Origin of the sequence: Burkholderia dolosa (assembly GCF_902499135.1) — a bacterium.
GTDB lineage: Bacteria > Pseudomonadota > Gammaproteobacteria > Burkholderiales > Burkholderiaceae > Burkholderia > Burkholderia dolosa.
Genome location: NZ_CABVPR010000104.1, coordinates 1 through 11557 on the forward strand (window position 1 = coordinate 1; position 11557 = coordinate 11557).

11 protein-coding genes are annotated in these 11557 nt (G+C 68.9%); 9 read left to right on the forward strand and 2 right to left on the reverse strand.

What is annotated here, in order from left to right:
- Window positions 1-25 precede the first annotated feature (25 nt).
- Window positions 26-1585, reverse strand: a complete 1560-nt coding sequence (locus BUB20358_RS26910) for a Tar ligand binding domain-containing protein (protein WP_035974270.1) — start codon at window positions 1583-1585, stop codon at window positions 26-28.
- 194 nt (window positions 1586-1779) lie between these two features.
- Between BUB20358_RS26910 and BUB20358_RS26915 the strand changes: the two genes are divergently transcribed.
- The 8 genes from BUB20358_RS26915 to BUB20358_RS26950 all read left to right on the forward strand — a co-directional run bounded on the left by BUB20358_RS26915 (window position 1780) and on the right by BUB20358_RS26950 (window position 10265).
- Window positions 1780-2355, forward strand: coding sequence for a GNAT family N-acetyltransferase (locus tag BUB20358_RS26915; protein WP_006766097.1), 576 nt, complete (start codon window positions 1780-1782; stop codon window positions 2353-2355).
- 9 nt (window positions 2356-2364) lie between these two features.
- Window positions 2365-3198, forward strand: coding sequence for a MerR family transcriptional regulator (locus BUB20358_RS26920; RefSeq protein WP_006766098.1), 834 nt, complete (start codon window positions 2365-2367; stop codon window positions 3196-3198).
- Between the two features lie 121 nt (window positions 3199-3319).
- Entirely contained in the window at window positions 3320-4300 is a 981-nt protein-coding gene (locus BUB20358_RS26925) for a sulfonate ABC transporter substrate-binding protein (protein ID WP_035974271.1), read from the forward strand.
- Between the two features lie 697 nt (window positions 4301-4997).
- Window positions 4998-5669 carry a lysoplasmalogenase gene (locus BUB20358_RS26930; RefSeq protein WP_006766100.1) on the forward strand — a complete coding sequence of 224 codons (672 nt, stop codon included), beginning with the start codon at window positions 4998-5000 and terminating at the stop codon, window positions 5667-5669.
- 246 nt (window positions 5670-5915) lie between these two features.
- The gene (locus tag BUB20358_RS26935; protein WP_035975309.1) at window positions 5916-7490 is read left to right on the forward strand and encodes a flavin-containing monooxygenase; all 1575 of its coding nucleotides are present in this window, start codon (window positions 5916-5918) and stop codon (window positions 7488-7490) included.
- A gap of 21 nt (window positions 7491-7511) precedes the next feature.
- Window positions 7512-8447, forward strand: a complete 936-nt coding sequence (locus BUB20358_RS26940; protein WP_006766102.1) for an SDR family NAD(P)-dependent oxidoreductase — start codon at window positions 7512-7514, stop codon at window positions 8445-8447.
- Window positions 8444-9349 carry a metal-dependent hydrolase gene (locus BUB20358_RS26945; RefSeq protein WP_035974274.1) on the forward strand — a complete coding sequence of 302 codons (906 nt, stop codon included), beginning with the start codon at window positions 8444-8446 and terminating at the stop codon, window positions 9347-9349. Before BUB20358_RS26940 ends, BUB20358_RS26945 begins: the two co-directional genes overlap by 4 nt.
- 4 nt (window positions 9350-9353) lie before the next feature.
- Window positions 9354-10265, forward strand: coding sequence for an alpha/beta fold hydrolase (locus tag BUB20358_RS26950; protein WP_035975311.1), 912 nt, complete (start codon window positions 9354-9356; stop codon window positions 10263-10265).
- Here the strand turns inward: BUB20358_RS26950 and BUB20358_RS26955 are convergent.
- On the reverse strand, window positions 10226-10780 hold the full coding sequence (locus BUB20358_RS26955; protein ID WP_006766105.1) for a putative glycolipid-binding domain-containing protein: 555 nt from the start codon (window positions 10778-10780) through the stop codon (window positions 10226-10228). The genes BUB20358_RS26950 and BUB20358_RS26955 overlap by 40 nt on opposite strands.
- A 132-nt stretch (window positions 10781-10912) precedes the next feature.
- Here BUB20358_RS26955 and BUB20358_RS26960 point away from each other — a divergent pair.
- The coding region (locus tag BUB20358_RS26960; protein WP_174905154.1) for an urea transporter at window positions 10913-11557 on the forward strand (645 nt) is incomplete at its 3' end.

Consider the following 11557-nt stretch of genomic DNA (forward strand, 5'->3'; position numbering starts at 1 on the left):
GCTCGGTACGCCGCGCGACGCGGCGTCACGCGACGCGGAACGCGCCGACCGCGCGGCGCAGTCCGTCGGCCTGCTCCTCGAGCGACGCGGCGGCCGCTGCCGCCTGCTCGACGAGCGCCGCGTTCTGCTGCGACACCTGATCCATCTGCGACACCGCGCGGTTCACCTGCTCGATGCCGTCGCGCTGCTCGTTCGACGCGGCCGCGATCTCGGCCATGATCCCGGTTACGCGGCCGATCGCCTGCTGGATGTCCTGCATCGTCGCACCGGCCACGCCGACGAGCCGCGAGCCGTTCGCGACGCGCTCGACCGATTCGCCGATCAGCGTACGGATCTCCTTCGCCGCCGACGCCGAACGCTGCGCGAGCGTGCGCACTTCGCCGGCGACCACCGCGAAGCCGCGGCCCTGCTCGCCCGCGCGTGCCGCTTCGACGGCCGCGTTCAGCGCGAGGATGTTGGTCTGGAACGCGATCCCTTCGATCGTGCCGATGATGTCCGCGACCTTCTGCGAACTCCGGTCGATCTCGTTCATCGTGCCGATCACCTCGCCGACGACCGCCGCGCCGCGCGACGCGATCTCGCTCGCGTCGTCCGCGCACGCCTGCGCTTCCTGCGCGTGGTCGGCGTTCTGCTTCACGGTCGCGGTCAGCTGCTCCATGCTCGCAGCTGTCTGCTGCAGCGCGGCCGCCTGTTCTTCGGTGCGCTGCGACAGGTCGGTGTTGCCGGCCGCGATCTGGTGCGTCGCGGTCGAGATCGCCTCCGAGCCCTGCGTGACCTGGCGCACCGTGTCGACGAGGCTGCGCTGCATGCCCGTCACGCCCTTCACCAGCTCGGCCATCTCGTCGCGCGACGACCAGCGCACTTCGGACGTCAGATCGCCGTCCGACAGCCGGCGGAAATGCGACAGCAGCCGGTTCACCGGCTGCGTGATCGCGAAATGCAGGCCGATCGCGCAGCCGAGACACGCGGCAAGGCCGAACGCGATGCCGGCGATCGCGCCGGTGCGCATCCAGCCGTAGTAGGTCTGCGCGGTGTCGAAGACGGCCTTGCCGCGCGCCGCCTGGTACGCGTCGAGCGCGTCGCTCGCCTGCGTGAGCGCGACCGACAGCGGCGGCGCGACGGTCATCAGCAGCCGGTCCGCGTCGTCGCGGCGCCCGGCGCGGATCGCGTCGATCATCGGCTTCAGCGCCTGGCCGATCAGCGCCTGCCGCGCCGCGTCGAGCCGGCTCGCGAGCGGGCCTTCGTCGCCGTCGTGCGGCATCGCCGCGTACGTGCGCCACGCCGCGTCGGCCTTCGCGAGATAGCCTTCGGCCTTCTTCACGAGTTCGGGCACGTCCGGCGCCTCCGGATGCAGCATCGCGCGGTCGAGCGTGGTACGCACGATCGTCAGGTTCAGGCTCGCGGCGGACAGCGCGGTCTTCGCGGCGAGCTGTCGCGTATAGGCTTCGTCGAGCGCGCGGTTCGAGCTCTGCATGCCGGCCAGGCCGATCAGCCCGGACACGACGAGCAGCACGGCGACGAGACCGAGCGTGGAAAAGATCCGCGTGCGGATCGAGAAACGGGAAAACAGGGCGTTCAGGTTCATGACGGCACGTGAGCGGGAAAGGACCGCGGCGAATCGATCCGCGGCAAATCTGGATTACGGTTTGCCTGCAAAAAACTTGAGCCGATCCGTCGTTGTTGCTGATCGCGATCAATTTTCGGGATGCCGGACGGACCGCTTTACCGCTATGCCGCGCGGCCGGCATAGTAGCGGTTTCATCCGCCCGCATCGCCGCCATGTCCACTGCTCCCGCCTGCGCCGTCCTCGTTCGCGACGCGACCGACGCCGATCTCGCCGCGATCCACGCGATCTATGCGCACCACGTCCGCCACAGCGTCGCGTCGTTCGAAGAAACGCCGCCCGACGTCGCGGAGCTCGGCGCGCGCCGCGACGCGGTGCTGCGCCACGGGCTGCCGTATCTCGTCGCGGAATGCGACGGCCGCGTCGCCGGCTATGCGTACGCGACGCCGTATCGCACGCGCAGCGCGTATCGCCATACGGTCGAGGATTCGATCTACATCGACGACACGCAGCGCGGCCGCGGAATCGGCCGCGCGCTGCTCGCGGCGCTGATCGAGCGCTGCGAGGCCGGCCCGTGGCGGCAGATGATCGCGGTGATCGCCGATGGCGGCACCGGCGGCTCGACGTCGCTGCACCGGGCGTTCGGCTTCGAGCCGGCCGGCGTGCTGAAGGCGGTCGGTTTCAAGCACGGCCGCTGGATCGACACCGCGCTGATGCAGCGCCCGCTCGGCGACGGCGCGCGCTCGCTGCCCGCGCCGCCTGCGTCTTCCGCGCCCGGCGCGTCGCGCTAGAATGCCCGCATGCCGAAACAGACCCACTCCCCAGCCGACGAAACCGCGGCGGACGCCCGCAACGAATACACGGTCGACGAGCTCGCGCGCGTGTCCGACACGACCGTGCGCAACGTGCGCGCGTATCAGGATCGCGGGCTGCTCGCCCCGCCGGAGAAGCGCGGACGCGTCGGCATCTACGACGACACGCACGTCGCGCGGCTGAAGCTGATCAACCATCTGCTCGCGCGCGGCTATACGCTCGCGAACATCCAGGATCTGATCAAGGCGATCGACGAGGGGCACGACCTGCGCTCGATCCTCGGACTCGAAAACGCGATCGGCGGCCGCTGGTCGCACGAACGGCCGAAAACCTATTCGCTCGCCGCGCTCACGCAGATGTTCGGCCCGCAGACGCCCGCGCAGCTCGCGCGCGCGACCGAGCTCGGGCTGCTCGAGCGGCGCGGTCTGTCGTTCGTCGCGAAGAGCCCCGCGCTGCTCGAAGCGGCGGCCGCGATGACGAAGGAAGGCATCCCGCCGCGCGAGCTGCTCGACGTGATCGGCCTCGCGCGGCCGCATTTCGACGCGGTGGCGCGTCTGCTCGTCGATCTCGTCGTGAAGCGGCTCGACCGCTACGACGCCGGCACGCTGCCGCCGGCGACCGACGTGCCCGCGCTCGTCGACGCGATCTGGCGGCTGCGTCCGCTTGCCAACGTGTTCGTCGAAGGCGAGATGAACCGCGCGCTCGAAAACGCGGCGAGCGCGTATCTCGGCGGCCGCGTCGCGACGATCCTCGACAAGAAGCTGAGCGACGAAGCCGCCCGGCAGTCCGGCGCGCCCGCGCCGGACGACGGCGAAGCATAGGCGCGCGGCCGTCATATTCATATCGGCAATGCTTCGTTTGCGGGCGCGAGCGCGCATGCGACGATTCTTCCAACCGAGCGGCCGACGCCGCTTCCGAAGACATTTCGCATGGAGTTGCCCGATGACCCGTTTCACCCGCCGCATCGTCCGCCTGGCTGCGTTCGCGCTCGTCGCGCTGTCCGCATCGTCGGCGTTCGCGCTCGACGGTGCCGACAAGATCGTCCGCGTCGGCTACCAGAAGGCCGGCCTGCTGGCGATCGTCAAGGCGCAGGGTTCGCTGGAGGCACGGCTCAAGCCGCTCGGCTACAGCGTGCAGTGGTTCGAATTTCCCGCCGGCCCGCAGCTGCTCGAGGCGTTGAATGCGAACAGCATCGACTTCGGCTACACGGGCGCGCCGCCGCCCGTGTTCGCGCAGGCGGCCGGCGTGCACTTCGTGTACGTCGGCGCGGAGCCGCCGGCGCCGCACAACGAAGCGGTGTTCGTGAAGAGCGATTCGCCGATCCGTTCGCTCGCCGATCTGCGCGGCCGCAAGGTCGCGCTGCAGAAAGGGTCGAGCGCGAACTACCTGCTGCTCGAGGCGTTGAAGAAGGCCGGCGTGCGTTACGACGAGATCCAGCCCGTGTACCTGCCGCCGGCCGATGCGCGCGCCGCGTTCGAAAGCGGCAACGTCGACGCGTGGGCGGTATGGGACCCGTACTATGCAGCCGCACAGAATGCGCTGAAGGTGCGTACGCTGTCCGACTATACGGGTCTCACGCCGACGAACAATTTCTACGAGGCGACGCGCGACTTCGCGCAGCAGCACCCGGACGTGATCGGCGCGATCCTGAAGCAGGCGCGCGAAACGGGTCAGTGGGTGAACGGTCATCCTGCGGATACGGCCGCGCTGCTCGCGCCGAAGGTCGGCCTGCCGCAACCGCTCGTCGAGACGTGGATCAAGCGCGTGCCGTTCGGCGCCGTGCCGATCGACGACAGGATCGTCGCCGTTCAGCAGCGCGTCGCCGACGCGTTCTACGCGGCGAAGCTGATTCCGCAGAAACTCAGCGTCGCCGACAACGCGTGGACCGACAAGCGCGTCGCGACCGCGGTGGCGGCAAAGTAGCGCATCGGTGCGAATCCGGAAGGCCGGCGGGCGGATGGCCCGCCGGTTTTTTCGTTTTACGCGGGCACGGATTCGTGCCGATGCGCGTGACGTGGTGTTGCGGGAGCGGCGACGCGGGCGAGCGCGATAGCCGGCCGGCGGCTGTCGCGCTGGGTATGGTCGTCGGTCGTTCGGTCGTTCGGTCGTTCGGTCGTTCGGTCGTTCGGTCGTTCGGTCGTTCGGTCGTTCGGTCGTTCGGTCGTTCCGGCGTTCCGGCGTTCAGGCGTTCAGGCGTTCAGGCGTTCAGGCGTTCAGGCGTTCGGGCGTTCGGGCGTTCGGGCGTTCGGGCGTGTAGTCACGCAGTCGCGCAGCCGTGCGGATATCGGAACGCATCACATGTGCGGCCACGTCGATCCGGAGCCGTGCCGCTGCGACCGGCGCCGCCCGCTTCCGCCCGCGCGGCCGCCGCGCGCGCGTGATATCGGCCCGCGGCTGGCGCGTCGCGCCGAGTATGGTCGATCGTGCTGGCATCGGCACGCGCCGTATCCGACCACATCCCGATCCCGCCCGCACCGCCGGGCCACCCCCACCGGCACCGCGCCCGCCTAGAAGAATTCGCCAACTTGCCGCCGCCCGTTCTTCGCGATAATGCGCGGCACCCGCGCAGCCCACGACGCACCGCCCGCTGCGAACGAAAAACAAACCGGAGACGCCCGCCGTGACCTCCCCGCTCCCCGCTGCTTACCGCCGGCTCTGGCCGCTCGCCGTCGCGGCCGCGCTGCTGTACGGACTGTCGCTGGCCGTCGCGCCGTATCCGGGCCAACCGGTCGCGAAAGCGGCCATGGGCATTCTGCTGCTCGCGGCCGGCAGCACGTGCGGCGCGCCGCGCGAACGGCGCTGGCTATGCGCGGCGCTCGCGACCGCCGTGCTCGGCGACGTGCTGCTCGCGTTGCCTCGATGGCCGCTGTCGTTCGTCGGCGGCCTCGGCGCATTCTTGATCACGCACCTGTGCTACTGCGCGCTCTTCATCCGCTGGCGCGCGCGGCCGCACGGCGTACGCATCGCCGCGCTCGCCGTACTGTGGACCGCGGCGCCAGCGTTCTACGCGGTGTTTTTCCCGCACCTCGGCGAGCTGCGCGCGCCGGTCGCCGTATACATGCTCGTGCTGTGCGCGATGGCAAGCGTCGCGCTCGCGGCCCGTACGCGCGGCCCGCAGATTGCCGCGGGCAGCCTGATCTTCGTCGGCTCCGACACGCTGATCGGCGTCGAGCGATTCCTCGGCGGCTTCTCCGGCATCGACTATCTGATTTGGGGCCTGTATGCACTCGCGCAGGTCACGATCGTGGCGGGGGTTTTCCACGAGACCGCCGCCCGAACGGGCCGCGCCTGACTCCGTTTCAAACGCATCGACGCCCGCACCCGGCGTCGGCTGCTTCCCGCCGCGCCCGTTCGACGGCGCTTTCGATCGTTTCCGCAGGGCGGAAACGACATCGTTCCAAACCGCGCTCCGCCTTTTCCCGCGCGGCTTTGCGCGCCTAGAGCGGCGCTTCTAGCCCCTTGCGGTTTCGCCGTTCACGCACTATCGTTACATCATTCAATGTCACAGTGAAAAATGAGCCAGATCGGAGACACCCGGATGAATGCTCGCACGTTGCCCTTCGGCCCGCCCGGCGATGACCGCCCGGACGAAGCCATCGACATCGCCATCATCGGCACCGGCTTCGCCGGTCTCGGAATGGCGATCCGCCTGCGGCAGACAGGCGTGTCGGACTTCGTCGTCCTCGAGAAGGCCGCGTCGGTCGGCGGCACGTGGCGCGACAACCACTACCCCGGGTGCGCGTGCGACGTGCAATCGCACGTCTATTCGTTCTCGTTCGCGCCGAATCCGCGCTGGACGCGCATGTTCGCGCCGCAGCCGGAAATCCGCGCGTATCTGGAAGACTGCGTGCAGCGCTTCGGGATCGGCCCGCATCTGCGCATGAATCACGAGCTTCAGCGTGCCGAATACGACGAGGCCGCGCAGCGCTGGCGCCTCACGTTCGCGAACGGCAAGCGGCTGTCGGCGCGCGTGCTGGTGTCCGGGATGGGCGGGCTGTCGCGCGCGGCGCTGCCGGCGATTCCGGGCGTCGACGACTTCAAGGGCCGCGCGTTCCACTCGCAGCAGTGGGACCACGACTATCCGCTCGACGGCAAGCGCGTCGCGGTGATCGGCACCGGCGCGAGCGCGATCCAGTTCGTCCCGCAGATCGCGCCACGCGTGAAGGAGCTCACGCTGTTCCAGCGCACGCCGCCGTGGATCATGCCGAAGCCCGACCGCGAACTGACGAAGCTCGAACAGTGGCTGTTCCGCACGCTGCCGTTTACGCAGAAGCTCGTGCGCAGCGGCATCTACTGGATGCTCGAATCGCGCGTGCTCGGCTTCGCGATCCATCCTTCGCTGATGAAGAACGTGCAGAAGCTCGCGCTGCGCCACATCCGCAAGCAGATTCCGGATCCGGAGCTGCGCAAGATCGTCACGCCGAACTACACGCTCGGCTGCAAGCGCGTGCTGATCTCGAACGACTACTACCCGGCGCTGTCGCGCAAGAACGTGAACGTGGTGACGACCGGCATCGCGCGCATCGAAGCGGACGCGGTCGTGACGGCCGACGGCAAGCGCCATGAAGTCGACTGCCTGATCTACGGCACCGGTTTTCAGGTCGCCGATCCGTATCCGCGCGGCGCGATCATCGGCCGCGGCGGGCTCGACATCGTCGACGCGTGGCGCGACGGCGCGCATGCATACCTCGGCACGACGCTGCCCGGCTATCCGAACTTCTTCATGATCGTCGGCCCGAACACCGGCCTCGGCCACAACTCGATGGTGTTCATGATCGAATCGCAGATCGAGTACATCCTCGGCGCGCTGCAGGCGATGCGCCGCGAGCACGCGGACGCGATCGAAGTCCGCCCGCTCGTCGAGGCGCAATACAACAGCGAACTGCAGGGCAAGCTGAAGAAGGCGATCTGGTCGACGGGCGGCTGCAAGAGCTGGTATCTCGACCCGCGCACCGGCAAGAACACGACGCTGTGGCCGGGCTTCACGTGGCGCTTCCGGCAGGCGACCGCGCGCTTCTCGATCGCCGATTACCACGCGTATCGCGCGCCGCACGACGCGTGCGCGCGGCCCGCGGCCGCGCCGGCCGCTTCCGCTTCGGCCGAAGCGGCCTGAGTCCCACAAGGAGCCACCGACATGAAGGATTTCGCCAACAAGGTCGCCGCGATCACGGGTGCCGGCTCGGGCATGGGCCGCTCGCTCGCGGTGCAGCTCGCGCAGGCCGGCTGCCACGTGTCGCTCGCCGACAAGAACGGCGTCGGTCTCGCGGAAACCGAACGGATCGTCCGCGCGACCGCGCCGAACGTCCGCGTGACGACGCGCGTGCTCGACGTCGGCGATCGCGACGCGATGTTCGCGTGGGCCGACGACACCGCAAGCGAACACGGCAAGGTCAACCTGATCTTCAACAATGCGGGCGTCGCGCTGTCGAGCACGATCGAAGGAATGGACTACGCCGATCTCGAGTGGATCGTGAACATCAATTTCTGGGGCGTCGTGCACGGCACGAAGGCGTTTCTGCCGCATCTGAAGGCGTCCGGCGAAGGTCACGTGGTGAACACGTCGAGCATCTTCGGCATCTTCGCGCAGCCGGGCATGAGCGGCTACAACGCGACCAAGTTCGCGGTGCGCGGCTTCACCGAATCGCTGCGCCAGGAACTCGACATGATGAAATGCGGCGTGTCGGCCACCTGCGTGCATCCGGGCGGCATCCGTACGAACATCGCGCAGTCGAGCCGCGTCGCGAAGAACATGATCGGCTTCATGGTCGAGAGCGAACAGCAAGGCAAGGACGACTTCGAGAAGTTCTTCATCACGACCGCCGACGACGCCGCGCGCACGATCCTCGCCGGCGTGCGCAAGAACAAGCGCCGCGTGCTGATCGGCCGCGACGCGAAAGGCGCGGACTGGATGGCACGCATCCTGCCGTCCGCCTATCAGGCACTGGTCGTGCTCGCGACGCGCCGCGAGGCCGCGAAGGCCCGCCGCCGCGCGGCACGCTACGGCACGCCGGCCGCCGCGCCGCTGCCCGCAACGTACAACAACGCAGGTAATCAGGGAGAACGATCATGACCACCCCGAACGTGATGCCCGTGCGGCGCGACATCCGTTTCGCGCTGCCGCCGGAACGCGCGCGCGACTGGCACGTGCAGGGCGTACCGGTCACGCACTTCATGAACGCGCTGTCGCTGCTGTTCCCGGCCGGCGAGCGCTTCTTCATGGATTCGGTGCGCAACTACCGCGACCGGATCGAGGATCCCGAGCTGAAGAAGCAGGTGCTCGGCTTCATCGGCCAGGAAGCGATGCACACGCGCGAGCACATCGAATACAACGATCTGCTGCAGGCGTCCGGGCTGCCCGCGCACAAGCTCGACAAGCGGCTGTGGGCAATCCTCGGCTTCTTCAAGAAGGTGCTGCCGCATTCGATGCAGCTTGCGATCACGATCGCGCTCGAGCACTACACGGCGATCCTCGCGAACCAGCTGCTGTCGGGCCACGAACACCGGATCGACGGCTCGGTCGAAGGCTATCGGCAGATGTGGATGTGGCACGCGATGGAGGAAACCGAACACAAGGCGGTTTCGTACGACGTGTGGAACACGGTGATGAAGCCGGGGATCGGCAGCTATCTGCTGCGCACCGGCACGATGCTGGTGACGACCGTGATGTTCTGGACGATCGTGTTCGACTTCCACGTGCGGCTGATGCTCGCGCATCGTCGCGAACACGGCAAGTTCGGCGGGATGTGGCGCCTCGTCAAGTATCTGTACAGCCCGCGTACCGGCGTGTTCCCGAGCATCGCGCGCGAATGGCTCGACTACTTCCGCCCCGGCTTCCATCCGTGGGACCACGACAACCACCAGTACCTGCAGGGGCTCGACGCACTGCTCGCGAGCATCGACGCCACCAATGCGCGCTACGCGGCGCAAGCGGCGCCGCGCCGCGTGCCGCTGCATCCGGTCGTGCAGGCGTGATCCGATGGCGCGCACGCACGAGATGCTGACGGTCCGCTCCGGCGACGTGAAGCTCGCGGTCTACGTGAGCGGCCCGCGTCGCGCGCCGCCGTTGATCCTCGTGCACGGCTATCCGGATTCCGCGGCCGTGTGGGCGCCGGTGCGCGCACGGCTCGCGCAGCGCTACCGCGTGATCGCATACGACGTGCGCGGCGCCGGCGCGTCGGATGCGCCGCGCCGCCGCGCGGACTACACGCTCGCGCAGCTCGCCGACGACCTGAAGGCCGTTGCGGACGCAACCTGCGGCGGCCGGCCGTTTCATCTCGTCGGCCACGACTGGGGGGCGATCCAGTGCTGGGAGGCGGTGACCGATCCGGCGTTTCGCGGGCGGATCGCGTCGTACACGTCGATCTCCGGGCCATGTCTCGATCACGTGTTCCGCGCGAAGATGCGGGTCGAGCAGAGCCTGAAGTCGTGGTACATCGCGTTCTTCCATCTGCCGATCGTGCCGTCGCTGGTCTGGCGGCTCGGCGGCGCCGCGCTGTGGCCGCGCTGGCTTCAGCTCACCGAACGCGTGCGTCCGGAACGCGATCCTTCGCAACTGAAAAACGCGCTGAACGGGCTGCAGCTGTATCGCGCGAACTTCATCGCGCGTGCGAGACGGCCGCGCGACCGGTATGCGCAGGCGCCGGTGCAGATCCTCGTGCCGGTACGCGACCGCTACGTGACGCCCGCGCTGTCGATCGGCCTCGATCGCTGGCTCGGCGAGCACGTACGCGAGGAAATCGACGGCACGCACTGGGTCGTGCTGCGCGACCCCGATCTGATCGCCGCGCGCATCGACCGGTTCGCGGCCGCGCACGAGCGCGCTGCACCGGGGCCGGCGCAGCGCGTCGTTCAGCGCGGGTCGGGCAGGCGCTTGAACAGCGTCTCGTAGTCGACGACGAGCCCGTCGTCGTCGATGTCCATCTCCGCAGTGAAGTTCCGGAAAATCCCTTCGTACCGATAGCGCCGGCCCGGCTCGATGCACGCATACGCCTGCTTGACCGGCGTCACCGTCAGGTCGGGCGTCGCGATGTACGCGACGTCGATCGGCCGTCGCTCGCCGCGCGCGAGCTTCAGGCGGCCGATCGGCAGCGAGTTCGTAAACGGCGTCGCGGCGATGTCGATGTCGATGCAACCGTCGAGCGCCGGCAACGCGCGGTCCGCGCCGTCGCGCCAGTGCCCGGCGCCGTCGCTGCGCAGCTCCAGCACGCCGCCGCCCATCACCTTCAGCACCGCATGAAGCGCGCGCCATTCCGGATCGCACACGACGCGATACGCGAGCCCGTACGCGCGGCCGTATCGCTGCCCGACCACCGCGCTCTCCACGACGATGCCGTCGTCGCGACGGTTGAACGTCAGATGTTCGACTCCGTCGCCCTCGAGCGACGCCCAGCGTACTTCACGCATTGTTCCGCCTCCTCGATCGTTCCGGTCGATCGGGCGATCGTCTCACAAATCCTGACTATCCAGCATTCCCTATTTCGGTGCGGCGAATTGTGTCCTATGCTCGCGCTCGTCCTGTTTCACCGCCGCGTTCCGATGCCCGTCACCGAGCCTGTCATTCGTCCGATCGATGTGCGCATCGTGCTGCGCAGCATCGGCCAGATCGTGCTGCAGGCGAACGCGTTCACGGGCGCGATGCTGGTCGCCGCGCTCGCGCTGACCGACGCGCGGCTCGCGTGCGCAGCGCTGGCCGGCGCGGCAGCAGCCAACTCGACTGCGACGCTGACGGGCGCCGAGCGTCGCGATATCGAACGAGGGCTGCACGGCTTCAACGGCGCATTGGCGGCGCTGGTAGCCGTCGTTTTTGCGCCGGGGCCGCTTGCCGCGATCGCACTCGCGTTGCCGTCGGCGATCGGCGCCGCGCTCGTGCAGCGCGCGATGCGCGCGCCGCTCAGGAACTGGCGTCAATGCCCGTACTCGAGCCCGTGCATCGCGGTGAGCGCGCTGTGGCTGCCGTTTGTCGCGACGCAGCAAACCGACGGCGCGTCCGGGGAAGCCATGCTCGCCGCCGCGTCGCTCGGCCCCGCACTGCTCGCCGGCATCGCGCAAACCACGTTCGCGCAAGGTGCGTGGGCCGGCGCGCTGATCGTCGCCGGCATCGCGGCCGCGTCGCGCCGCGCGGCGCTCTTCGCGCTCGGCGGCACGCTCGTGTCGACCGCGCTGCTCGCCGCCCTCGGCGCG

Coding starts and splice junctions, on each gene's coding strand:
- BUB20358_RS26935 (WP_035975309.1), top strand. CDS start 5,916: ATGAATGCTCGCACGTTGCCCTTCGGCCCGCCCGGCGATGACCGCCCG.
- BUB20358_RS26910 (WP_035974270.1), bottom strand. CDS start 1,585: ATGAACCTGAACGCCCTGTTTTCCCGTTTCTCGATCCGCACGCGGATC.
- BUB20358_RS26950 (WP_035975311.1), top strand. CDS start 9,354: ATGGCGCGCACGCACGAGATGCTGACGGTCCGCTCCGGCGACGTGAAG.
- BUB20358_RS26925 (WP_035974271.1), top strand. CDS start 3,320: ATGACCCGTTTCACCCGCCGCATCGTCCGCCTGGCTGCGTTCGCGCTC.
- BUB20358_RS26915 (WP_006766097.1), top strand. CDS start 1,780: ATGTCCACTGCTCCCGCCTGCGCCGTCCTCGTTCGCGACGCGACCGAC.
- BUB20358_RS26920 (WP_006766098.1), top strand. CDS start 2,365: ATGCCGAAACAGACCCACTCCCCAGCCGACGAAACCGCGGCGGACGCC.
- BUB20358_RS26945 (WP_035974274.1), top strand. CDS start 8,444: ATGACCACCCCGAACGTGATGCCCGTGCGGCGCGACATCCGTTTCGCG.
- BUB20358_RS26955 (WP_006766105.1), bottom strand. CDS start 10,780: ATGCGTGAAGTACGCTGGGCGTCGCTCGAGGGCGACGGAGTCGAACAT.
- BUB20358_RS26940 (WP_006766102.1), top strand. CDS start 7,512: ATGAAGGATTTCGCCAACAAGGTCGCCGCGATCACGGGTGCCGGCTCG.